This window comes from Mesorhizobium sp. LNJC405B00 (assembly GCF_000502615.1).
Lineage (GTDB): Bacteria > Pseudomonadota > Alphaproteobacteria > Rhizobiales > Rhizobiaceae > Mesorhizobium.
In genome coordinates, this window is record NZ_AYWC01000017.1 from 1 (window position 1) to 21,893 (window position 21,893).

Below are 21,893 nucleotides of genomic sequence, written 5' to 3' on the forward strand. Positions count from 1 at the left end.
GATCCCCGAACCGAGAACGATTATCGTCACCCTCGGGGGTTTGCCAGGCGCGGAGATGAGCATCGTTGGCGTCGATCTCCCCGCCGATCGCTCCTTTGCAGTCCAGGTCGAACCCGACCGGCTGAAGATGCTGAAGGTTTTCGTGCGCCTGCCCGCCGACCAGATTCATGGCCAGGCGCAGACCTTCACATTCCGGGTCGAAGACAAGGTCAGCTTCGAGTCCAACGAATACACCGCCACCTTCAACTCGCCGGAGATCGCCAGATGAACGCCACCACGCGAAACCCCCGCGAGTTCACCGGCAGGCACATGTTGGCCACCATCCTTGCCTTTTTCGGCGTGGTCATCGCGGTCAATCTGACGATGGCGACGCTTGCCAACACAAGCTGGACCGGCCTTGTCGTCGAAAATACCTATGTGGCGAGCCAACAATTCAACAAGAAGGCCGAGGAAGGCCGTGCGCAGGCAGCGCTTGGCTGGACCGGCCAGTTGACCATCGCATGGGGCGAAGTCCGCTATTGCATCATCGACGCCGCGGGCAAACCGGTTTCCCTGCATGGCGTGAAGGTGCTGTTTCGCCATCCGGCTTACGAGAAAGAGGATGAGTCCGTCACGCTCGCCCTGGTCTCTGGCCAGGAGTTTGCAGCACCACACGTGCCAAGGGATGGTGTCTGGATCATCGAAATAGACGCCGATGCCGGCCTGGCAAGACCTTATCGCGACGTGCGCAGGGTCATGATTTCCAATGGAGCGCTAAAATGAGCTGCTGTGCACCGAGCGCGGAAGTCGCGCTGGATCTTGTCAGCGGCACCTCGGTCCTGCCCTCCAGCCAGGAAATCAGGCTGGCGAGCCGATCGCTTGGCGACGACCTTCATCAGACCGACCTTTCGGTGCCGACCGTTCACTGCGGCGCCTGCATCCAGACCATAGAGACGGCGTTGGGAAAGCTCAATCACGTCCAGGCCGCCCGCGTCAACCTTTCAACGAAGCGGGTCTCGGTCCAGTGGCGCGGCGATGAGGTTCCACCATTGGTCGCAGTGCTCGGGCGCCTGGGCTACCAGGCACATCTGTTCGAAGCCGACACCGATGCGAAGGACAGGACGTTATCGGAGCTCATCCGCGCCGTCGCCGTTGCCGGCTTTGCGGCGGGCAACATCATGCTGCTCTCGGTATCGGTCTGGTCCGGCGCCGAAGGCGCCACCCGCGATTTGTTCCACTGGGTCTCGGCGCTCATCGCCATTCCCGCCCTCGCCTTTGCCGGCGGCATCTTCTTCCGGTCGGCCTGGACTGCGCTGCGCCACGGCCGCATGAACATGGACGTGCCGATCGCCGTCGGCGTGTCGCTGGCCTACGCCATGAGCCTCTATGAGACGATCACCCATGGCGACCACGCCTATTTCGACGCGTCGGTATCGCTGCTGTTCTTCCTNCATGAGCCTCTATGAGACGATCACCCATGGCGACCACGCCTATTTCGACGCGTCGGTATCGCTGCTGTTCTTCCTGTTGATCGGCCGCACGCTCGATCACGTGATGCGCGAACGCGCCCGCACCGCTGTGAAGAGCCTGTCACAATTGGCCGCACGCGGTGCCATGGTGCTGCGCGGCGATGGCGCTCGGGACTATCTGCCGGTGGGCGAGATCGAACCGGGCATGATGTTGCTGATCGCCGCCGGCGAAAGGATCCCCGTCGATGGCAAGATCGCGCGCGGGACATCGGACGTCGACTGCTCCCTGGTCTCCGGCGAGAGCACGCCCAGTAGCGTGGCGCCGGAAGACACCGTGCAGGCCGGGGTCCTCAACCTCACCGGTCCGCTGACGATTGAGGCGACAGCGGCCGCCAAGGATTCGTTCCTGGCGGAAATGGTTCGGTTGATGGAGGCCGCCGAAGGTGGTCGCGCCCGATATCGCCGTATCGCCGACCGCGTGTCGGCACTCTACGCGCCCGTGGTTCATCTCACCGCCTTGGCAACCTTCCTGGGCTGGATGGCGGCGACCGGCGACTGGCATCGGGCGATGACGATTGCCATCGCTGTTCTCATCATCACATGCCCCTGCGCGCTTGGCCTCGCCGTCCCAATCGTTCAGGTGGTCGCCGCGCGGCGCCTGTTTGAGAATGGCATCATGGTCAAGGACGGCTCGGCCATGGAGCGCCTGGCAGCGATCGATACAGCCGTGTTCGACAAGACCGGCACGCTCACGCTTGGCCAGCCCAGGCTCGTCAACACGTCGTCGATCGATCCCGCCATGCTGGCAATCGCTGCCGACCTGGCCGCGCATTCGCGTCATCCATATTCAAAGGCCATTGCCGGCTTTGCCGTCAGCAGCAGCCAGCACAAATTCGACGCGGTGACCGAGCACCCGGGTTTCGGGATCGAAGCCACCGCCGCCGGTATCACCTGGCGGCTGGGTCGACGCGGATGGGCTGGTTGGAAGGCGCGAACCGGCGGCGAAGGCAAACATGGCTACGGCGGAACAGTGCTGACGAAAAACGGCATGATTGTCGCGTCCTTCGTTTTCGAAGATGCGCTACGCCTCGACACCAGGGCAGCGATCGATCAACTGCGCAACGCTGGTATGTGCGTGGAAATGCTGTCGGGCGATACCGCGAAAGCCTGCGCCGAGNACGAGGACCCCCACCCCGATCCGCTTCGCGGATCGACCCTCCCCACAAGGGGGAGGGTAAAAGGTGAGGATAGCCCCTCAGAACTCAATCCCCTGCTGTGCCTTCACGCCGGCCGAAAAATGATGCTTGGTCACGCCCATCTCCGTCACCAGATCCGCCGCCTCGACCAGCGCCGGCTTGGCGTTGCGGCCGGTGACGACGACATGCAGACCTTCGCGCCGCGCTTTCAGCGCCGCCACCACTCGGTCGAGATCGAGATAGTCGTAGCGTAGCGCGATGTTCAGTTCGTCCAGCACGACGAGGCTGATCGAGGGATCGGCGATCAGCTCCAGCGCCTTGGCCCAGGCGGCTTCGGCCGCCGCAATGTCGCGCTTCAGATCCTGCGTCTCCCAAGTGAAACCCTCGCCCATCGTGTGCCAGACGACGCGGCCGCCAAACGCCGCGAAGGCATCCTTCTCGCCGGTGTGCCATTTGCCCTTGATGAACTGGACGATTCCGACGCGCTTGCCATAGCCGAGCATGCGCAGCGCCAGCCCGAAGGCAGCCGTGGTCTTGCCCTTGCCGGGTCCGGTGTTGACGATCAGCAGCCCCTTCTCGACCGTCTTTTCCGCGACCTCGGCGTCCTGCACCGCCTTGCGCTTGGCCATCTTGGCGCGATGGCGCTCTTCGTCTTTTGCGTCGATGTCAGTCATTATTTCACCTTGAGCGGCAGCCCCGCCACCATCAGAAGCACCATATCAGCTACCACCGCGATCTGCTGGTTGAGCCGGCCGGCGGCATCGCGGAACCGGCGTGCCAGCGCATTGTCGGGCACAATGCCTTGTCCGACTTCGTTGGAGACCACGAACCACGGTCCGCGCGGCCGCGAAAGCACATCGGCCAGCCGTCGGCACTCCCCCTCTAGATCATGATCGGCCAGCATATGATTGGTCAGCCAAAGCGTCAGGCAGTCGACAAGCACCGGCTGGTTATCCGGCAATGCCTCGAGCGCACCTGCAAGATCAAGCGGAGCATCGATGGTCGCCCATCCCTCGCCGCGGCGCGAGCGGTGTTGCGCGATGCGCTCGCGCATTTCGCCGTCATAGGCTTGCGCGGTGGCGATATAGGCCCATGGCGGCGGCAACGCCGTCGCCAAAGTTTCGGCATGCGCGCTCTTGCCGGAGCGCGCACCGCCGATGATGAAGGTCAAACTGCGATCAGGCAAAGCTGTCGCGCAGGCTGGTCGCGGTGCCGGTGAAGCGCGAGTGCACTATGCCGACAACTGCGCCGAGCACCAGCCAGAACACCAGATTGGTCAGCGTCACCGCCACCACGAACTGATGATGCAGGCCCTCCGGGATCGGCGTTACGAAACTGTCAGGCTGCGGCGCGCCGACAATATGCGGGGCGACGATCAGGAGGACGGCGAGCACGGTCAGGGGCGCCGACGTGCGGAAGGTAATAAGGGCAAGGCCGATCGCGGTTGCCACCACCGTTGCCCACCACCAGATCTGGCGCTGTATGAGATCGGCCGCGGGCATTGCCGGCAGTTCCGGCGGCAGGCCGAGTCCCGGCGCCAGCGTGAACACGGCAAAGCCCGCCAGACCCCAGAACACGCCCTGGCGCCAGCTGCCGATGCCGCCGGCGAACTCGGAAACCGCCACCAGGACCAGCGCGAAGCCGATGCCGGTGACGATATTGGCGACGACACTGAAGGCGAAACGCTCGAAGCCGTCGGCCGGCGCCCAGCCTTCGTCCTCCGCCGGCGCGGCTGCTTCAGCCGGTGCTGCGCTGCTCACCGCATTTTCCGCCGGCGCGGCGGTGCTCATGGCATCGGGGTCCGCAGCGTTGGCGGCGGGCGCCGCGGCATGCTGATGCTCATGGCCGCCACCAGCCTTTTCGTAGACCTCCGCCTTGAGGATCAGCGGCACGGTGGCGTAGGCCTGCATGCAGGCGAGAGCGACACCGGCCACGAGCCCTGCGATCGCCGCGATGAACACGACGTTGCGAAACAGGTTCATGATGTCAGATCCTCGTCAGTGGCAGGGAAACGCCATCGAATGGCGATAGTCGTGCGCCGCATTGTGGACCGCATCGATGTGCGAGAAACCGACAACGCCGACGACGAAAATGCCCAGAAACGCGCTAAGCACGAGCTGCATGAAGCGCGACTGCGAGGAGACGGAAGCGCCGAGGGAGACGGAAGCGGTATTCATATCTTGTCCTTTCGCCCTCCACCCGAGGGCATCGAAGTCAGTTCCCTGTCGCCGGCAGGTCTCCTGGCTCGCGGATCAGCGCCCTTCCCCACCTTCCCGAAGAAAAAATCCCCAGTGGCTTGGAGAGGACTACCGCACACAGTTGCGGGGGCAGCCATGGCATTGGGCAACAAGTCAGCCCTCACCGCATTCCCTCTTGGTCCCTAACGGAACCGACGACATGCATGACTATAGGCTGAAACGGTCGCATCCGGCAAACCAAATTCCGCCGGCCAACAGCGCGAATGCGCCATGCGGCGTTACGGGTTCAACGCGGTGATCCGCTCGGCAACCAGCCGCTGCAGCCGCCACAGATGGCGATCGTGAATGCCGCGCTCTTCAAGGTTTTTCACCGTGTTGTAGAGATAGTCGGCGCCCGACCCCCAGTGCCCGCAGGACGTTGCCAGCCTTTCGACGACCTTGCCCTCGTCGAGCGGTCCGGAATAGGTCAGGCCGTTGCGGTTGATGACGAAGGCCAATGCCCTGAGCGGTCCGGCCTCGCTTGCAAGCTTGAGCATGCGCGGCCGGTAGCTTGTCGGCTTCAGCGTGACTTCGCGCCGGAAAAGCCGGCCCAACTGCTCGCGCCGGTTATTGCCGGTCAGCCGAAAGGCGACGCCCTTGCATTGTCCGCCACGGTCCAGCGCCATCATCAGGCCGGGGCTGTCCTTGGTGCCGCGCCAGCGCGTCATGTTCATGCAAAAGGACCGATGCCAGCCGCGCGCCAGCGCAACGCGGTCCTCGACATAATCTATTTCCGGTTTCCAGATCAGCGATCCATAGCCGAACAGCCATAGCGGTTCGCTGTCCGGGAGTTCGACCTGCAATTCATCCAGCAGCGCGTCATAGTCGGCTTCATCGAGATGCATCGCGTCCGGATCCGGCCCGGGGTCCCTGATCTCGCGCCAGCAGCGCGCGACCAGCTCCGGCGTAAGCGACATCTGTCGTGCGGCCACTTCCGAATCCCCCCAATTTCCGAATGTCCCGTGTCCACGACATGATTATGCGCCGCGCCTGCAACCGGCAATGCGGCACTCTGATTGACAAACGATTTGCCGGGGTGTCGGCTGACGCTTCATAGGAAGCCAGCCATGCATCCCAGCCCGAGCGAGCGCGACCCCTATAACGGCCTGAGCCGGGCCGAACCGACGCTACCGTCGTCGGCCTATTGGGATAGCGAGGCTTACCAGCGCGATCTCGACGCCATCTGGCACAAAAGCTGGCTGCTCGTCTGCCGCGAGGCCGACCTCGCCCAGCCGCTGGCGTTCCGGACATTCCGCGTCGGCACGCAGGAAATCGTCATTCTGCGGGACGAGACCGGCGAGTTGCGCGCCTTCCACAACACTTGCCGGCATCGCGGCTCGCAGCTTTGCCAGAAAAGCGAGGGCCGGCTGAAAGCGCGGCTCATCACGTGCCCCTACCACGCCTGGTCCTACTCGCTGCGCGGCGATCTCGTGCGCGTTCCCTCGAAATCGCTGCCAGATGGTTTCGACAAGGCAGATCATCCGCTCTACCGGGTGGCGCTGTCGGTGTGGCGCGGCTTTGTCTTTGTGAACCTTCAGCAGGCTGCGGCCGGCTCCGCCGGGACCTCCTTCGATCCCGCATCCGGCGACCTCGCCAACTGGCCGCTGGAAACGCTGGTATCAGGCCATGTCCTGCGCAAGGTGATGAACTGCAACTGGAAGATCTTCTGGGAAAACTTCAACGAGTGCCTGCATTGCCCGGGCGTCCACAAGGACCTGTCTCGGCTGGTGCCGATATACGGCCGCGGCCTGATGAGCCGGCACGACGACCCCGACTGGGTCCGCCATGCCGACAATGACGCGCCGGAGTTTTCGGGTCGCCTGCGCGCCGGCGCCGAGACCTGGTCGCGCGACGGACATGCCCATGGCCCGGTCTTCCCGGGTCTGACGGCGGCCGAGCGCGCGGCCGGACAGACCTATGCCACCAACCTGCCCTCGATGTTCATCGTTGGCCATGTCGACTATATCAGAACGGTGCGGCTGGTGCCGCTCGGCCCGGACCAGACCGAGCTGACCGCCGAATGGCTGTTCGCGCCCGAGGCGCTGGCTGAGACCGACGTCGACAATGTCGTCGCCTTCGGCACCCAGGTGCTGGAGGAGGATGCCGCGATCTGCGAGATCAACCAGAAAGGCCTGCGCTCGATGCGGCACCGGGCCGGCGTGCTGATGCCGGAGGAGTATGATCTGCACCGCTTCCACAACTGGGTGCGCGAGCGGCATGCTGCACTTGAGGCAACCGCCTGATCGGCGACTAAAGCGACTTCGGCAGATAGCGCCAGGTGATAAAGCCGCAAACCGCGGCCAGAATGCCCAGCGTCACGAACACCGAGCCGAGGCCGAAAAACGCCAGCACCACCGAATAAACCAGCGGCGGCGTCAGTTCGGAAAAGTCGAGATAGGTGCGGTAGACCGCGGCCATCTGCGCCCGCTCATAGGACCGCACCGAGCGCATGAAGGCGGTCGAGCCCAGTGCATCGAGCGCGATGGTGAAGAAGGCGCCGCAGAGCAGGAAAAAGCCCGTAAGCAGCGGCGCGGTAGTGCCGACCGCGCCCGCCGCAAGCAGCGTCGCCGACATCGCGAAATAGGCGAAGGTCATGGTGCGCCGGCCGCCGAAGCGTTTTCCCGCTTTGCCCCAGAAGATCGCCATGAACAACAGCGCATTGCCGGCCGAAACCAGCAGGCCGCCGGCAAGCTTGCCCTCGCCGGTAATCACCATGAACAGCGGCCCGTAGACGAAGAACGTCGTCCAGAAGCAGGAGCGGCCGAAGGCGATCAGCCAGGCCAGCCTGAGCCTGGGTTGTGCTACGAAGCGGCCGATATTGGCCAGCGGATTGGCCGGCCGTGTCTTGCCCGGCCGGATCGACCGGTTGTCGCCCAGCCTGTAGGTCCAGAACAGCGCCAGCAAGGCCAACGCAAACACCGCGACCGCGCCATGCGCGGCATAGATGCCGTAGCGTGTGTAGAGGAAGATGCCGAGTGTCGGCCCGCCGGTCCAGGCCAGCATCGACCACGCCATGCGCAGCGATTCGGCATGCATGAAATCGGTCTTGCGGATGTGATCCATGATGTAGAGGTTGAGCGTGATCGACAGCGCGCTCGCCCCCATGACGCGGCACAGCATGCCTGTCAGTTGCCCGGCAAGCGTGTGGGTGACGAAGAACAGCGAGCCTATCGCCAGCAGGCAGGCGCCGGCGGTATAGACCCAGCGCCGGGCAAACCTGCGGATCAACATCGGCATGAACAAGGTCACCGACAGGCCGAGCAGCGCCACGATGGTGTAGAGGATCGAGACGATCTGCTCGTTGTGCAGAATCTCATAGGCCTGGATCGGGATGACGCTCGATACCGTGGCGCGGGCGAAGGATTCGACCGCATAGAGCGAGGCGAAGGTGCGCCCATCCGCCGGACGCAGGGCCGGAAGCCAGATCGGATGGCGCACATGGGTGGACATTTGATCCCCAAATCAGACTCGCAGCCCAAATCTGCGCTGGCGCTTCCTCCGCCGGTAACAGGAAACCGACCCCTTCCCGGCAAAAAGCAAATTCGGCCAAAGGCTTTCCGGCTCTGGCCTAAAGCGCCGCCCGATGCAGCTGCACGGCATGACCCGGAGCGTAGAGGGCGGCCTTCTTTTGTCCGGTGCAACCGTGATAGTCGTCTTTGGGGCTGAATCAGATCGCGAGACCATGAGCATCCATACCGCACCCCCTGGAGATCAACTGAAGCGAGATCAACCGAAGCGCATCGTCGCCATCGATGTCGTACGCGGCATCGCGCTGATCGCCATGGCGAGCTACCACTTCACCTGGGATCTCGAAAATTTCCACTACACCGACCCCGGCCTCACCGCCGTCGGCTGGTGGAAGATCTATGCGCGCTGCATCGCCTCGACCTTCCTGTTCCTGGTCGGCGTCAGCCTGTTTCTCGCTCATGGCAGGCAGATCCGCTGGACCGGCTTCTGGAAACGTTTTGCCATGGTCGCCGTCGCGGCCGCCGCTATATCGGCGGTCACGTACTTCATCACGCCGGACAGCTTCATCTTCTTCGGCATCCTGCATCAGGTCGCGCTGGCCAGCTTGCTCGGCCTTTTGTTTCTGCGGCTGCCTTCCTGGCTGACGCTGGTCGTGGCGGCGGTGGTGATCGCAGTCCCCCTCTATCTCCGATCCGAAGCCTTCGATCATCCGGCGCTGTGGTGGGTCGGCCTGTCGGCGATCAACCCGCGCTCCAATGATTACGTGCCGCTGTTTCCCTGGTTCGGCGCCGTGCTTCTCGGCATCGCCGCGGCAAAGTTTGCGTCCACCACTGGCCTGCTGGCGCGGCTGGCCACGCTGGGATCAGGAAGCTGGACCAGGCCGCTCACCTTCATCGGCCGCCACAGCCTGGCTTTCTACCTGATCCACCAGCCGCTGCTGTTCGGCTGCGTCTGGCTGTTCTCGCAGATTGCGCCGGCGCCCGTCGAAACAAGGGAAGTGATCTTCCTCAAGGAATGCCAGGTATCTTGCGAACAGCAGCGCGACACGGAGTTCTGCACCAGCTATTGTGTGTGCATGCTGGACACGCTGCAAAGCGAAGCGGCATTCGACCGGCTCTACAATGGCGACCAGACCCCGGAGTTCAAAGCGCATCTCGGTGAACTCGCCGGCATCTGCACCGCAAGGACGGAGGAGAGTCCGATGACGCAGGGAGGGCAACAATGACTGACAAGCTGGCAAAACCCCGGCTGGCAAAACCCGATCTACCGAGACCACGGCTGATCCCGTGGCCGCCGGTGATCTACATCGCCGCCATCGCCATCAGCATCGTGCTCGGCCTGTTCTATCCGCTGCCCTGGATCGGCGACCTCTTGGGCGACCTTTTGTTTGCCGCCGGCTTTGTGGTGCTGTTTGCCGTCGCAGCCCTCTGGTTCACCGCTATCCGCACCATGATCCGGGCCAAAACGACGATGAACCCCAATGGCGTGCCGGAGCATCTGGTGACGTCTGGCCCGTTCGGCGTCACGCGCAACCCGATGTATCTGGCCAACACGCTGCTTTTGATCGGCGTTGCCTTCGTCTCGGGGATCGTATGGTTCCTGCCGCTGGCTTTGATCGCGGCATTTGCAACGCAGAAGGTCGCCATCGAGAGCGAGGAGAAGGTGCTGTTCGCCAAATTCGGCAAGAAGTACCGCGACTATGCGAAGCGGGTCAGGCGCTGGATCTGAGGCGACGTGGCAGGGGTGTATACCTTGGCGATTAGCTGGCGCATCCGTCTCTTCGTCATCCACGGGCGGAGCAAGGAGCGTAGCGACGCAGCACAGACCCGAGGATCCATGCCGCGACTCCAGAGCGTTGCTATGGTCCAGAATTCGCTACCGCTGCACTCCACGACCGATGTCACGGAATGGATTCTAGGGTCTCCGCGATGGAGCTTCGCTCCTGCTTCGCCCTAGAATGACGAAGTGCGGAAGGGCTCCGGCTAATCGCGAACGTTTGCGACGGGCGCGCAAACGCTCGAGGGTCCGCTCAGGTATTAACCCCCAGCTCCACCAGCCGCTCAACACATGACTCCTCAGCCTGGTCGAGCTCCGCCAGCGTCTCCTCGAGATCGCGCCGCTTCTGGCGCAAATCCTCGCGCTTCTCCTCGATGCGCTTGATCATCAGCTTGAGTTGACCGACCTCGCCGGGCGGTTCCTTATACATCTGGATGATTTCGCGGATCTCGTTGATCGAGAAACCGAGCCGTTTCCCGCGCATGATCTGACGGATCAGATGCCGGTCCGACGGACGAAACAGCCTTGTGCGGCCACGCCGCACCGGTTGCACCAGCCCCTCATCCTCGTAGAAGCGCAGCGTCCGCGTCGACACGTCGAATTCGCGGGTCAGTTCGGTGATCGAATAATATTCCCGCATCTTTGCTCCAAATGTCGGAACATCGGAAAACGCCGGTCGCCCGGGATTTCCAACGCATTCCGATCAACCCCGTTCCAAGCCGGACTCGGCATGGAACCCCGCGCAAGCCTCGCACCACATTTACGTAAAAGTCAATTGAACCCGCAACGCCTCTTTCTCAAGGGATAGCGAACCACCAGGTGGCCAGCCCGAGGAAGGCAAAGAAGCCAACGACGTCGGTGACGGTGGTGACGAAAACCGCCGACGCCACCGCCGGGTCGATCTTGAACCGGTCGAGCAATAGCGGGATCAGGATACCGGCAAGGGCTGCCACGAACATGTTGATGATCATCGCCGCCGCTATGATGCCGCCCAGATTGGCATCGCGGAACCAGACGGCCGCGACGATGCCGATCAGCACGGCGAAGATGATGCCGTTGATGGAACCCACGCCCATTTCGCGGCGGATGATGCGGCCGGCATTGTAGATGTCGAGATCCCTGGTCGCCAGCGCGCGCACCGTGACGGTCATGGTCTGCGAGCCGGCATTGCCGCCCATGCCGGCCACGATCGGCATCAGCACGGCCAGTGCCACAATATGCTCGATGGTGCGGTCGAACAAGCCGATCACCGATGCCGCCAGGAACGCCGTCAACAGGTTGACCAGCAGCCAGGGAACGCGCGAGCGCGAGGTCGAAAGAATGCTGTCGGACAGCTCTTCGTCGCCGACGCCGCCCATGCGCAGCAGATCTTCCTCGGCCTCCTGCTGGATGACGTCGACGACGTCGTCGATGGTCAGCACGCCGACCAGCCGCTCGTTCTCGTCGACGACGGCGGCGGACAGAAGATCGTATTGCTCGAAGTCCCGCGCCGCCTCTTCCTGGTCCATGGTTGCCGGAATGGCGTGCCTCGTCTCGTGCATCACGTCTCCGACCTTGGTCGTGCGCTTGGTGCGCAGGATCTGGTCGAGGTCGATGGCGCCGAGCAACTTGAAGCTTGGATCGATGACGAAGATCTGGCTGAAGCGCTCGGGCAGGTTCTTGTCTTCGCGCATGTAGTCGATGGTCTGGCCTATGGTCCAGAACGGCGGCACGGCGACAAATTCGGTCTGCATGCGGCGACCGGCGGTCTCTTCCGGGTAGTCGAGCGAGCGGCGCAGCCTGATCCGCTCGGTGAACGGCAGCTGCGACAGGATCTCGTCCTGGTCTTCCTTTTCAAGGTCTTCGAGAATGTAGACCGCGTCGTCGGAATCGAGGTCCTGCATGCCCTGGGCAATTTGCTCATTGGGCATATTGTCGACGATATCGCGGCGGATCGCCTCGTCGACCTCGGTCAGCGACGAGAAGTCGAAGTCGGCGCCGAGCAGTTCGACAAGGGCGCGACGCTGTTCGGGGTGCAGGGCCTCGAGCAGATCGCCAAGTTCCGACTGGTGCAGGTCGTCGACTTCGCGCTTCAGCGTCAGCGTATCGCGATCGGCGATCGCCGCCCCGATCTGGGCGAGGAATGATGACAGAACGGCGCCGTCCTCGCCATAGATGTCGGCGTGGGCATCGTCAGCGGCTTTGGCGCCGGTCGTGTGGTCGTCCTGGCGTTCCACCAGCGGCTCCCGCCATGGGAATTTCGGAAAAGGTGCCTGTCAGGTCTAGCGCGCAACGCACGGTAATATCAAACGAAATGCGCCCCGCCCTGCATATGGGCGAGAGCGATTTCATCAGGATATGACGCCGCCCAGGATTCAGGCGGCGCGACAGCGCATGTCGCTGGGGAAAGAGCACCCCAGCACGGTTGGGGCAGAATTGTCATGATGCAGGTTCAGGCAAAGGCCGGACCCGCCCAGGCGACAACCAGAACAGCCGGAAGCCCTTGAAGATCAGGTCGCAGACGCAGAAAGCAATCGAGGAACGGCGCGTGCGCGTGGTCGTGGCCGAACGCAATCCGCTCGTGATATCGGCGCTGCGCGACATGCTGGACTGCGACGGGCGCTTCGAGCTCCTGGCCTGCGTGCAAAGCGGCAGGCATTTTCTTGAGTTGGCAGCGGAAGGCGAATTCGACGTCGCAATCATCGGGTGGAAGCTTGCCGACATGGACGGCGCCGATGTGCTGGCCGAGGTTCACAGCCGCAAGCTCGGCGTGCGCATCGCGGTGTTTTCCAACGACCACGACATCGGCATCCTGAAGCAGTGCGTGCGCCTCGGCGCCCAGGGCTACTGCTTCCAGTTCGACGATCCAGCGATCATCTTCGAGACCATCCTGGCCGTCGCGCATGGACGCATCTGCATCCCCTACATCGACATCAATAAGGTCAACGACACGCCCTTGTCGCTGCTCACCGTGCGCGAGCGCGAACTGCTGGCCGTGCTGTCCGACGGCTGGACCAATTTGCAGATCGCGACGCGTACGGGGATTTCCGAGAACACGGTGAAGTATCACCTCAAGAATCTCTACGACAAGCTCGACGTCCGCAACCGGGCGATGGCCGTCGCGCTCTATGCGCGCGAGCGGCGTACCCAGAAGCAGCCGTTCGGGTAGGAAAGCGATGAGCCGCGGGTAGGTCACCCGGGTAGGCAACCCCCACCCGCGCGCGGCAAGATGTTACCTCTTGAGGTGTTGTTGCCATTAGCCGTCGAAACGAAACTCCCCATCACCGCTTTGCTGGATCAGGAGGAGTTCGCGACATGGCCGGTTTCACCCATCTTTTCATTCCCGGACCGACCAACATTCCCGAACAGGTCCGCCAGGCGATGAACCTGCCGATGGAGGACATGCGTGCAGCATCCTTCCCCGATCTCACGCTACCGCTGTTCGAAGACATCAAGACGGTGTTCAAGAACGAGACCGGCCGCGTCTTCATCTATCCCTCCTCCGGCACCGGCGCCTGGGAAGCGGCGATGACCAATGTGCTCAGCCCCGGTGACCGCGTGCTGATGTCGCGCTTCGGCCAGTTCTCGCATCTGTGGGTCGACATGGCCGAACGGCTCGGCTTCGAGGTCGATGTCATCGACTGCGAATGGGGAACCGGCGTGCCGCTCGAGCTCTATGCCGAGCGGCTCAGGGCCGACAAGGCGCACCGCATCAAGGCAGTCTTCTGCACCCAAAACGAGACCGCGACCGGCGTGACCAGCGACGTCGCCGGCTGCCGCGCCGCGCTCGATGACGCCAACCACCCTGCTTTGCTCTTCGTCGACGGCGTCTCGTCGATCGGCTCGATCGACTTTCGCCAGGAGGAATGGGGCGTCGATTGCGCGGTCAGCGGCTCGCAGAAGGGTTTCATGCTGCCCGCCGGCCTCGGTTTCCTCTCCGTCAGCAAGAAGGCGCTGGTGGCCTCGCGGAGCGCCACCCACCGCCGCTGTTTCTTCTCCTTCGAAGATATGATCCGCGCCAACGACGCCGGCTATTTCCCTTATACGCCGGCTACTCAGCTGCTGCGCGGCCTGCGCGCCTCGCTCGACCTGATCGCCGAGGAAGGGCTGGAAAACATCTTCGCCCGTCACCATCGCCTCGCCGAAGGCGTGCGCAAGGCGGTCGACGCCTGGGGCCTGAAGCTCTGCGCCAAGACGCCTAAATGGCACTCCGACACCGTCAGCGCCATCCTGGTGCCGGACGGCGTCGACAGCGGCGATGTGGTCAAGCGCGCCTACCAGAAATACCAGACCGCGCTCGGCGGCGGCCTCAACAAGGTGATCGGCAAGGTCTTCCGCATCGGCCATCTCGGCTGGCTGAACGAGGTGATGGTGCTGGCCTCGCTCTCGGCCGCCGAAATGGCGCTGCTCGACTGCGGCGTACGGCTGGCGCCCGGCTCCGGCGTCGGCGCCGCCATCCAGCACTTCCGCGCCTCGGCCGCCGTGCCGGTCGCCGAAGCCGCCTGAGGAGCCGACAATGAGCCACACCATCAACCACCTCAAGAAATTACGGCTGCAGCGCAGCGAGCTGGCGGTTCCAGGCTCCAGCCCGGAAATGATCGACAAGGCGGCGAACAGCGCCGCCGACTTCATCTTCCTCGACATCGAGGACGCCGTTGCCCCACCCGACAAGGAGCGCGCCCGCAAGAACATCATCCAGGCGCTCAACGACATCGACTGGCGCGCCAAGGGCAAGACCGTCTCGGTGCGCATCAACGGCCTCGACACCCATTACATGTATCGCGACGTGGTCGACGTCATGGAACAGGCCGGTGACCGGCTGGACACCATTTTGGTGCCGAAGGTCGGCGTGCCGGCTGACCTCTACATGGTCGAGGCCATGGTCAACCAGATCGAGATGGCAAAGGGTTTCAGGACCCGCGTCGGCCTCGAAGCGCTGATCGAGACCGCGCTCGGCATGGCCAATGTCGAGGCGATTGCCGCGACACCCGGCCGGCTGGAAGCCATGCATTTCGGCGTCGCCGACTATGCGGCAAGCTGCAAGGCGCGCACGGTCAACATCGGCGGCCTCAACCCCGACTATCCCGGCGATCAGTGGCATTTCGCTCTGTCGCGGATGACCGTCGCCTGCCGCGCCTATGGCTTGCGCGCCATTGACGGACCGTTCGGCGACTTCTCCGATCCGGAGGGCTACGTCGCCGGGGCCAGGCGCGCGGCGGCCCTCGGTATCGAAGGCAAATGGGCAATCCATCCCTCGCAGATCGCGCTCGCCAACGGCGTATTCTCTCCACCGGAAAAAGAGGTGACCCGTGCCAGGCGAATCCTCGAAGTGCTGAGGGAGGCGGAGGCGCAGGGCAAGGGAGCGGCCGCACTCGACGGCAAGATGATCGACGCAGCGTCGGAACGCATGGCGCGCAATGTTCTGGTGGTCAACGAGGCAATCGAACGGGCCAGCCAATTCTCTAGCGAGCCGCGCGTCGCCACGCATTGACCGTTCAGGGAGGACAAAATGGACATCCACGAATATCAGGCCAAGGAACTGCTGGCACGCCACGGCGTGCATGTGCCGCGCGGCGGGCTGGCCTACAGCCCCGAGCAGGCGACCTACAGGGCCCGCGAGATCGGCGGCGCCAAATGGGTGCTGAAGGCGCAGGTGCATTCCGGCGCCCGCGGCAAGGCCGGCGGCATCAAGCTGTGCGCCAATGACGAGGAGATTTCCAGCGCGGCCGAGGGCATGCTCGGCCGCAAGCTGGTGACACAGCAGACCGGCCCGCGCGGCAAGCTGATTTCGCGCCTCTATCTCGAGGAAGCCGTCGACATAGCGCAGGAGCTCTATGTCGGCTTCGTCCTCGACCGCAAGGAAGAGCGCGTCATGATCGTGGCTTCGGCTGCCGGCGGCATGGAGATCGAGGACATCGTCGAAAAGGCGCCGAACTCCATCCTGCGCACATCGGTCGATCCTGGCGTCGGCATGCAACGGTTTCAGGCGCGCGAGATCGCCTTCGGGCTCGGCCTCGACCACAATCTGATCGGCAAGGCGACCGAAACCATTTTCGCCTGCTATCAGGTGTTCCGCGACTACGACGCCTCGATGCTGGAGATCAATCCGCTGGTGGTGACCCGCGACGGCAATTTGATCGCGCTCGACGCCAAGATGTCGTTCGACGAGAACGCGTTGTTCCGACGGCCGGAAATCTCCGAGCTGCGCGACAAAAGCCAGGAAGATCCGCGCGAAACCTTCGCCAGCGATCGCGGCCTCTCCTATGTCGGCCTCGACGGCAACATCGGCTGCATCATCAATGGCGCAGGGCTCGCCATGGCGACCATGGACATGATCAAGATCGCCGGCGGCGAACCGGCCAACTTCCTCGACATCGGTGGCGGCGCCTCGCCGGAGCGGGTGGCGAAATCCTTCCGCGCCGTGCTCGGCGACAAGAATGTCGAGACCATCCTGGTCAACATCTTTGCCGGCATCAACCGCTGCGACTGGGTCGCCGAAGGCGTCATCAAGGCGATACGCGAGGTCGGCGTCAACGTGCCGCTGGTGGTCCGTCTCTCCGGCACCAGGGCCGAGGAGGGTCGCCGCATCCTGGCCGATTCCGGCGAGGCGGTGATCGTTGCCGACACGCTGGCCGAAGCCGCCGAAAAAGCCGTCGCCGCCTGGCGCGCGGCCACCAAGAAAAAAGCAGCCTGAGGGAGGTCGAGAAAATGGCAATCCTGCTCAACCGCAGCACCCGCGTCATCGTCCAGGGGTTCACCGGCAAGATCGGCAGTTTTCATGCCGAGGACATGAAGCGCTACGGCACCAAGCTGGTCGGCGGCGTCACCCCCGGCAAAGGCGGCCAGAAGCATCTTGGCCTGCCCGTCTTCAACACGGTCAAGGGCGCGGTGCGCGAGACCCGCGCGGAGGCCAGCATCGTCTTCGTGCCGCCGCCCTTTGCCGCCGATTCGATCATGGAAGCGGCGGACGCCGGCATTAAACTCTGCGTCTGCATCACCGACGGCATCCCGTCGCAGGACATGATGCAGGTCAAGCGCTACATGCTGCGCTACCGCTACGAGGACCGCATGCGGCTGATCGGGCCGAACTGCGCCGGGGTCATCACGCCTGGACAGGCGCTGATGGGCATCATGCCCGGCAGCATCTATCTGCCTGGCCGCGTCGGCATTGTCGGCCGCTCGGGAACCCTGGGCTACGAGGCGGCGTCGCAGATGAAGTCGCTCGGCATCGGCGTCTCGACCAGCGTCGGCATTGGCGGCGACCCGATCAACGGCTCGTCCTTCAAGGACATGCTGAAACTGTTCGAACAGGATGACGACACCGACGCGGTGGTGATGATCGGCGAGATCGGCGGACCGCAGGAAGCCGAAGCCGCGATCTGGGCGCGCGATAATATGCGCAAGCCCCTGATCGCCTACATCGCCGGCCTCTCCGCCCCCAAAGGCCGCCGCATGGGCCACGCCGGCGCCATCATCTCGGCCTTCGGCGAGTCGGCGCAGGAAAAGGTCGAAATCCTGAAGGAGGCCGGTGTGATCATCGTGCCGACGCCGTCCTCGTTTGGTGAGGTGGTCGCCGATACGCTGTCACGTATGAAGAAGGCCGCCTGAACAGCGGCCTTCGCGTTCGACCGCGCCTCATGCCGCCTTGTCGGCTGCCGGCTTCGCGACCTTGGTGCGGGTGGCGCTGCGGCGGCCGTCGACGCTGACCGGAATGTCGCCGTCGACCGTGGCGCGACGGACCACCCGGTGCTGGTCGCCGTAATCGTTGACGGCGTAGTGCTGCGTCGCGCGGTTATCCCAGATCGCCACATCGCCGGCCTTCCAGCGCCAGCGCACGGTGTTCTCCGGCGCCGTGACATAGGACTGGAACACCTCGTAGAGCTTCGCCGAATCGCTTTTGGAAAGACCGATCAGCCGTTGCACGAAATTGCCGAGCAGCAGCGAGCGCTCGCCTGTTTCGGGATGGACGCGGACAACGGGATGCTCGGTCTCGTAGATCGTCGAGGTGAAGATTTCCTCGAAGTGCTTCTTTTCCGCAGCACTCGCACGCGGCCGCACCGCGGCGTAATCGTAGGCGTTGCTGTGCACCGCCCAGAGATTGTCGGCCAGCAGCTTCAACGGCTCGGGCAGGTCCTGATAGGCGGCCGCGGTGTTCGACCAGATGGTGTCGCCGCCGGCCGGCGGTATGACGACGCCGCGAAGAACGGAGAATTTCGGATAGGCGTCGACGAAGGTGACATCGGTATGCCATTGGTCGGCGCGACCGCCGCCACGGCTGGAATCGAGTTCGAGAATGGACGCCGTTCCCTTGACGGGACCTTGCGTCGGATGCGGGACGAGGTCGCCGAGACGCTGGGCAAAGCGCTCCTGCCCGGCATCGTCGAGATGCGCCTGGTCGCGGAAGAACACCACCTTGTGCCGCAACAGGATCTGGTTGATCGCCGCGACCGTCTGCTGCGGCAGGTCGCCGGAGAGCCGAATGTTCCTGATCTCTGCGCCGACGCGTCCGGTAAGCGGGACAATATCGGCATCCGGGATGATCTGCTCTACGGGGGTAAGTCTGGTCATGGGAACCTCTTCCTCTAAAGCCGCGGGGCTGCTGGCAATGCTCCGCCGTCTGCCGGCCGCACAGCGATCGGCGGAGCAACTCCCTCATCGGGAGCCGACTTGCTTAGTAACGAGAGCACTGATCTCAGCTCAGGAGGCGAAGGCCGCCAAGGCTTGCGAGCAGTACCGAGATCCCATTCAAAGCGTAATTCTACAAATTCCATAGACATTTCTTTTCAAAGTTCGGCGGCCCTGAGAAAAATGCCTTCTGTCCAATTCGTTCGTGAGCGGCAGGCGGTGGAGCGCTGCGCGACGCGGCCCGCACCAGTGACGCTGTCGTATCCCCTTCGATATTGGAGATGGCGGGTGAATTGCATGCCTGATATTGATGGCTTCCACGCATCACGCAGGCGCCGAGATGACAGACTCCGATAAGGCTGACGCTGTCGAGCAATTGCTCGATACGCCTGACCTCGCCACCGCGCTGGAAAGCGACCAGTTCAAGAAATTTCTCGACCAGATGCCGATCGCGATCGCCGTCTCGGAATTGATCGCGAAGGAACGTGTCGTCTACGCCAATCCCGAATTCGAGAAGCTCTCGGACCTCAAGGCGCCGAAGCTTGCGCGGGAAAACTGGGCGGCCCTTTCCGGCAGGGGGCTTCATCGGCAGAAGGACAGGCCGCTCGCCGAGGCTGTCGTTGAAGACACCGATTTCGTCGGCACATTTCGCCTCGAGCGCGGCGAGGACAAGCCGGCAATCGTCGACGTTTATTCCAACGTTATCGAGGACGACAACGGCAAGCTCTGCTTCCGGCTGGTGGCGCTTGTCGACGTCACGGCACACGGTGAGACCGAGGACGCGCGACCCGCGGAGGAGCTCATCCGGGAGAAGGACACCCTGTTGCGCGAACTGCAGCATCGGGTGAAAAACAATCTGCAGATGATCACCGCTTTGATCCGGATGGAAACCCGCAACGCCACCGAACCGGACCAGAAGCGTTTCGAAAGGCTTGCCGGCCGGGTAGACGCATTGGCAATCCTCTACCAGACATTGTCGGCTGACCAGCAGAAGGATGAGGTGGATCTTGGCGTGTATCTCAGCCAGATCGCGTCCGCCGTCATGGCGTCGCACGCAGTCGAAGGTATCCGCCTCGACCTTAAGGTGGATACCTATCCGGTATCCATCAACGTTGCCATGCCGACAGGCCTGGTCGTCAATGAGTTGCTGACCAACGCTCTCAAACATGCATTCGTCGGGCGCGATGGCGGCACGATCACGCTGCACAGCGTCGTCAGCGGCGATGGTTGCCGGGTGACTGTCGCCGATGATGGGATCGGTCTGCCGACGGGTGAGACCTGGCCCAGGCCCGGCAAGCTCGGCTCCCTGATCGCGCGGTCGCTGACCGAAAATGCCAAGGCGCAATTCGACGTCAAGTCGAGTGCCGGCGAGGGAACCAAGGTCACCATCGTCTTCAAGCGATCGGCGGCGACGGACTGAGGCTATGCAACGGCGCGCCGGCAAATCCCGGCCGGACAGGTGCTTTCGGGCGCTCGCGGGTGTGGCCTTAAGTCGCAAACGATTTGGCTGCAGAAGCGGGGCGCCGGGCTTCTTTGACGGTGCGATCAGCACCATATGTGGTCCACAGCCCTCCAAAACGAGAGAAGCTCGCTCCAGCGGGTCGCACCGCGGCCGTCTGCCGGCAATGGCTATGAACCAGGAAACTGAAAACCATCATGCATGAAAATATCAGACCAGCGTCTAGAGACGTCCCCCTCATTCAGCTAGGCCTCAACCAGTGCCGCTTCCCGGTGAGCGAAGACCGCTCGGTACCCGGTGGCTACCGTTTTTGTGCCGGGCCAACGTCGCCGGATCGCGTCTATTGCGATCACCACCACACCGTCGTGACGGCCGTTGACCCTCGTCGAGCCCGTCCGGGTCTCCATTTCCCTCAACGACGCGCCGCTTAGGTCGCCCAGAAAGCCGTCCCCTGCCCCGCCACCCGGTGCAGGAGGCTGGCAGCGCGAGCTAACGTGTTCGCGTTGCAGTTTCTGCAAACTCCTGTTGCAACTCTGCAGCGGCCGGTTCAATCGCCAAAGCGATGATTCGGCCTCGACAGCCTGAAGTCGCAACGATTAAATGGCCGAAAAATAACTGGTGCGGTCGAGAAGACTCGAACTTCCACGGGTTGCCCCACAGCGACCTCAACGCTGCGCGTCTACCAATTCCGCCACGACCGCCCGTGGTAGGAGCCGGAACGAACCGGCTCGCGGCGTGTAGCAAATCGTTTCCGGCGAAACAAGGGCGCCGCGCGCAATAATCGCCGCGAATTGGCATATCGGCCTCTACAGCGCCGCGCGTCCTGTGGTACGCGCAAAGGACGGCGAACTGGACGTTTCAGCCGGATACCGCCATATGAAGGGCAAATGCATTTGGCCCCAGAGCGCAAGGCGGTTTCGCCAAGCCGGCGTGCATCACGCGAAAAACGAAAAAGCCATGACCGAACGCAGCCAGATCGCCACGTCGTTCCTGCCCTTGCCGGGTTCGACGCCGGTCGAATGGCGCATCGAGCCCGGCCTGACCGGCTACACCGATGCGCTGGCCCTGATGGAAGCGCGCGCCGAGGCGATCCGCGCGGGTGCAGCCGCCGAGATGGTCTGGCTGGTCGAGCATCCGCCGCTTTACACCGCCGGCACCAGCGCCCGCATCGAGGACCTAATCGACCCCGACCGTTTCCCGGTCTTTGCCGCCGGACGCGGCGGCGAATACACCTATCACGGGCCGGGGCAGCGGGTTGCCTATGTCATGCTTGACCTGAAGCGCCGGCGTGAGGATGTGCGCGCCTTCGTCGCCGCGCTCGAGCAGTGGATCATCGGCACGCTTGCCGCCTTCAATGTACGCGGCGAACGCCGCGAGGACCGCGTCGGCGTCTGGGTGGTGCGGCCCGAGCGCCCGTCCCTGCCCGACGGCTCGCCGGCTGAAGACAAGATCGCGGCCATCGGCATCCGGCTGCGGCGCTGGGTGAGCTTTCATGGCATCGCCGTCAATGTCGAGCCGGATCTCAGCCATTTCAGCGGCATCGTGCCATGCGGCGTGCCGGATCACGGTGTCACCAGCCTCGTCGACCTCGGCCTGCCCGTGACCATGGGCGATTTCGACCTGGCGCTGAAATCCGCCTTCGAGGATGTTTTCGGGGCAGCGGAGTCAACTTCTGCAGAACCGGCTCGCAAGGCCGGCTGAGTCT

Annotated in this window: 21 protein-coding genes, 1 tRNA gene, 1 pseudogene and 1 riboswitch; of the genes and pseudogenes, 13 read left to right on the top strand and 10 right to left on the bottom strand. The window is 63.5% G+C overall.

Annotated features, from left to right (window positions below; all coding sequences use genetic code 11):
- The 3 genes and pseudogenes from X756_RS0135285 to X756_RS01000000165975 form a co-directional block, all read left to right on the top strand.
- Nucleotides 1-268, top strand: a 268-nt coding sequence (locus tag X756_RS0135285; protein ID WP_280806620.1) for a FixG Ig-like domain-containing protein, incomplete at its 5' end; no start/stop codon positions are given.
- A complete protein-coding gene (locus tag X756_RS141110; RefSeq protein WP_023731209.1) occupies nucleotides 265-762 on the top strand; it encodes a FixH family protein in 498 nt (165 codons plus the stop codon). The genes X756_RS0135285 and X756_RS141110, both read left to right, overlap by 4 nt.
- Nucleotides 759-2,625, top strand: a pseudogene (locus X756_RS01000000165975) (heavy metal translocating P-type ATPase); the annotation flags it as partial. The gene X756_RS141110 and the pseudogene X756_RS01000000165975, both read left to right, overlap by 4 nt.
- A gap of 78 nt (nucleotides 2,626-2,703) precedes the next feature.
- Here X756_RS01000000165975 and cobO read toward each other — a convergent pair.
- The 5 genes from cobO to X756_RS141085 form a co-directional block, all read right to left on the bottom strand.
- Nucleotides 2,704-3,318 carry a cob(I)yrinic acid a,c-diamide adenosyltransferase gene (gene cobO / locus X756_RS141105; RefSeq protein ID WP_023731212.1) on the bottom strand — a complete coding sequence of 205 codons (615 nt, stop codon included), beginning with the start codon at nucleotides 3,316-3,318 and terminating at the stop codon, nucleotides 2,704-2,706.
- A complete protein-coding gene (gene cobU, locus X756_RS141100) occupies nucleotides 3,318-3,830 on the bottom strand; it encodes a bifunctional adenosylcobinamide kinase/adenosylcobinamide-phosphate guanylyltransferase (RefSeq protein ID WP_023731213.1) in 513 nt (170 codons plus the stop codon). The genes cobO and cobU overlap by 1 nt, the downstream gene beginning before the upstream one ends.
- Nucleotides 3,823-4,626, bottom strand: a complete 804-nt coding sequence (locus tag X756_RS141095; RefSeq protein ID WP_023731214.1) for a CbtA family protein — start codon at nucleotides 4,624-4,626, stop codon at nucleotides 3,823-3,825. Before X756_RS141095 ends, cobU begins: the two co-directional genes overlap by 8 nt.
- A gap of 15 nt (nucleotides 4,627-4,641) precedes the next feature.
- Complete coding sequence (locus X756_RS141090; RefSeq protein WP_023670784.1) at nucleotides 4,642-4,821, bottom strand: CbtB domain-containing protein; 180 nt, start codon at nucleotides 4,819-4,821, stop codon at nucleotides 4,642-4,644.
- A 35-nt stretch (nucleotides 4,822-4,856) separates the two neighbouring features.
- Nucleotides 4,857-5,053, bottom strand: a riboswitch (cobalamin riboswitch).
- A 67-nt stretch (nucleotides 5,054-5,120) separates the two neighbouring features.
- Nucleotides 5,121-5,813 (bottom strand): gamma-glutamylcyclotransferase, encoded by a 693-nt coding sequence (locus tag X756_RS141085; protein ID WP_027050266.1) that lies wholly within the window; start codon nucleotides 5,811-5,813, stop codon nucleotides 5,121-5,123.
- Nucleotides 5,814-5,948: 135 nt separating this feature from the next.
- Here X756_RS141085 and X756_RS141080 point away from each other — a divergent pair, with 135 nt between their 5' ends.
- Nucleotides 5,949-7,124: an aromatic ring-hydroxylating dioxygenase subunit alpha gene (locus X756_RS141080; protein ID WP_023731216.1), complete on the top strand. Its 1,176-nt coding sequence runs from the start codon at nucleotides 5,949-5,951 to the stop codon at nucleotides 7,122-7,124.
- A gap of 7 nt (nucleotides 7,125-7,131) precedes the next feature.
- Here X756_RS141080 and X756_RS141075 read toward each other — a convergent pair whose 3' ends face one another.
- Nucleotides 7,132-8,331, bottom strand: a complete 1,200-nt coding sequence (locus tag X756_RS141075) for an MFS transporter (RefSeq protein WP_023731217.1) — start codon at nucleotides 8,329-8,331, stop codon at nucleotides 7,132-7,134.
- Between the two features lie 232 nt (nucleotides 8,332-8,563).
- On the opposite strand from X756_RS141075, the gene X756_RS141070 reads away from it, so the two are divergent.
- Together X756_RS141070 and X756_RS141065 are read left to right on the top strand one after the other, a co-directional pair.
- The gene (locus X756_RS141070) at nucleotides 8,564-9,574 is read left to right on the top strand and encodes a DUF1624 domain-containing protein (protein WP_023731218.1); all 1,011 of its coding nucleotides are present in this window, start codon (nucleotides 8,564-8,566) and stop codon (nucleotides 9,572-9,574) included.
- On the top strand, nucleotides 9,571-10,077 hold the full coding sequence (locus tag X756_RS141065; protein WP_050589304.1) for an isoprenylcysteine carboxylmethyltransferase family protein: 507 nt from the start codon (nucleotides 9,571-9,573) through the stop codon (nucleotides 10,075-10,077). Before X756_RS141070 ends, X756_RS141065 begins: the two co-directional genes overlap by 4 nt.
- Nucleotides 10,078-10,378: 301 nt before the next feature.
- Here X756_RS141065 and X756_RS141060 read toward each other — a convergent pair whose 3' ends face one another.
- The gene (locus X756_RS141060) at nucleotides 10,379-10,765 is read right to left on the bottom strand and encodes a MerR family DNA-binding transcriptional regulator (RefSeq protein ID WP_006203215.1); all 387 of its coding nucleotides are present in this window, start codon (nucleotides 10,763-10,765) and stop codon (nucleotides 10,379-10,381) included.
- A gap of 157 nt (nucleotides 10,766-10,922) precedes the next feature.
- On the bottom strand, nucleotides 10,923-12,341 hold the full coding sequence (gene mgtE / locus X756_RS141055) for a magnesium transporter (RefSeq protein ID WP_023670790.1): 1,419 nt from the start codon (nucleotides 12,339-12,341) through the stop codon (nucleotides 10,923-10,925).
- A gap of 266 nt (nucleotides 12,342-12,607) precedes the next feature.
- Between mgtE and X756_RS141050 the strand changes: the two genes are divergently transcribed.
- The 5 genes from X756_RS141050 (at nucleotide 12,608) to sucD (ending at nucleotide 17,712) form a co-directional block, all read left to right on the top strand.
- Nucleotides 12,608-13,273, top strand: a complete 666-nt coding sequence (locus X756_RS141050; protein WP_023670791.1) for a response regulator transcription factor — start codon at nucleotides 12,608-12,610, stop codon at nucleotides 13,271-13,273.
- Between the two features lie 146 nt (nucleotides 13,274-13,419).
- Complete coding sequence (locus X756_RS141045) at nucleotides 13,420-14,610, top strand: aminotransferase class V-fold PLP-dependent enzyme (RefSeq protein ID WP_023731220.1); 1,191 nt, start codon at nucleotides 13,420-13,422, stop codon at nucleotides 14,608-14,610.
- A 10-nt stretch (nucleotides 14,611-14,620) separates the two neighbouring features.
- Nucleotides 14,621-15,595 (top strand): CoA ester lyase, encoded by a 975-nt coding sequence (locus tag X756_RS141040; protein WP_023731221.1) that lies wholly within the window; start codon nucleotides 14,621-14,623, stop codon nucleotides 15,593-15,595.
- A gap of 18 nt (nucleotides 15,596-15,613) precedes the next feature.
- Nucleotides 15,614-16,798 (top strand): malate--CoA ligase subunit beta, encoded by a 1,185-nt coding sequence (locus X756_RS141035; protein ID WP_023731222.1) that lies wholly within the window; start codon nucleotides 15,614-15,616, stop codon nucleotides 16,796-16,798.
- 14 nt (nucleotides 16,799-16,812) lie between these two features.
- A complete protein-coding gene (gene sucD / locus X756_RS141030; protein ID WP_023670795.1) occupies nucleotides 16,813-17,712 on the top strand; it encodes a succinate--CoA ligase subunit alpha in 900 nt (299 codons plus the stop codon).
- A 27-nt stretch (nucleotides 17,713-17,739) separates the two neighbouring features.
- Here sucD and X756_RS141025 read toward each other — a convergent pair whose 3' ends face one another.
- On the bottom strand, nucleotides 17,740-18,672 hold the full coding sequence (locus tag X756_RS141025; protein ID WP_023727685.1) for a TauD/TfdA family dioxygenase: 933 nt from the start codon (nucleotides 18,670-18,672) through the stop codon (nucleotides 17,740-17,742).
- 397 nt (nucleotides 18,673-19,069) lie between these two features.
- Between X756_RS141025 and X756_RS141020 the strand changes: the two genes are divergently transcribed.
- Complete coding sequence (locus X756_RS141020) at nucleotides 19,070-20,149, top strand: histidine kinase dimerization/phosphoacceptor domain -containing protein (protein ID WP_023731223.1); 1,080 nt, start codon at nucleotides 19,070-19,072, stop codon at nucleotides 20,147-20,149.
- 655 nt (nucleotides 20,150-20,804) lie between these two features.
- On the opposite strand, the gene X756_RS141015 is transcribed toward X756_RS141020, so the two are convergent.
- Nucleotides 20,805-20,889: transfer RNA gene (locus X756_RS141015), tRNA-Leu, on the bottom strand.
- 256 nt (nucleotides 20,890-21,145) lie between these two features.
- Between X756_RS141015 and lipB the strand changes: the two genes are divergently transcribed.
- A complete protein-coding gene (gene lipB, locus X756_RS141010; RefSeq protein WP_023731224.1) occupies nucleotides 21,146-21,889 on the top strand; it encodes a lipoyl(octanoyl) transferase LipB in 744 nt (247 codons plus the stop codon).
- Nucleotides 21,890-21,893: the final 4 nt, after the last annotated feature.

What these genes read in the sequence shown, in the direction of transcription:
- X756_RS141110 (WP_023731209.1), top strand. Translation starts at nt 265, where the DNA reads ATGAACGCCACCACGCGAAACCCCCGCGAGTTCACCGGCAGGCACATG.
- cobO (WP_023731212.1), bottom strand. Translation starts at nt 3,318, where the DNA reads ATGACTGACATCGACGCAAAAGACGAAGAGCGCCATCGCGCCAAGATG.
- X756_RS141095 (WP_023731214.1), bottom strand. Translation starts at nt 4,626, where the DNA reads ATGAACCTGTTTCGCAACGTCGTGTTCATCGCGGCGATCGCAGGGCTC.
- X756_RS141090 (WP_023670784.1), bottom strand. Translation starts at nt 4,821, where the DNA reads ATGAATACCGCTTCCGTCTCCCTCGGCGCTTCCGTCTCCTCGCAGTCG.
- X756_RS141080 (WP_023731216.1), top strand. Translation starts at nt 5,949, where the DNA reads ATGCATCCCAGCCCGAGCGAGCGCGACCCCTATAACGGCCTGAGCCGG.
- X756_RS141075 (WP_023731217.1), bottom strand. Translation starts at nt 8,331, where the DNA reads ATGTCCACCCATGTGCGCCATCCGATCTGGCTTCCGGCCCTGCGTCCG.
- X756_RS141070 (WP_023731218.1), top strand. Translation starts at nt 8,564, where the DNA reads ATGAGCATCCATACCGCACCCCCTGGAGATCAACTGAAGCGAGATCAA.
- X756_RS141065 (WP_050589304.1), top strand. Translation starts at nt 9,571, where the DNA reads ATGACTGACAAGCTGGCAAAACCCCGGCTGGCAAAACCCGATCTACCG.
- X756_RS141060 (WP_006203215.1), bottom strand. Translation starts at nt 10,765, where the DNA reads ATGCGGGAATATTATTCGATCACCGAACTGACCCGCGAATTCGACGTG.
- X756_RS141045 (WP_023731220.1), top strand. Translation starts at nt 13,420, where the DNA reads ATGGCCGGTTTCACCCATCTTTTCATTCCCGGACCGACCAACATTCCC.
- X756_RS141040 (WP_023731221.1), top strand. Translation starts at nt 14,621, where the DNA reads ATGAGCCACACCATCAACCACCTCAAGAAATTACGGCTGCAGCGCAGC.
- X756_RS141035 (WP_023731222.1), top strand. Translation starts at nt 15,614, where the DNA reads ATGGACATCCACGAATATCAGGCCAAGGAACTGCTGGCACGCCACGGC.
- sucD (WP_023670795.1), top strand. Translation starts at nt 16,813, where the DNA reads ATGGCAATCCTGCTCAACCGCAGCACCCGCGTCATCGTCCAGGGGTTC.
- X756_RS141025 (WP_023727685.1), bottom strand. Translation starts at nt 18,672, where the DNA reads ATGACCAGACTTACCCCCGTAGAGCAGATCATCCCGGATGCCGATATT.
- X756_RS141020 (WP_023731223.1), top strand. Translation starts at nt 19,070, where the DNA reads ATGACAGACTCCGATAAGGCTGACGCTGTCGAGCAATTGCTCGATACG.
- lipB (WP_023731224.1), top strand. Translation starts at nt 21,146, where the DNA reads ATGACCGAACGCAGCCAGATCGCCACGTCGTTCCTGCCCTTGCCGGGT.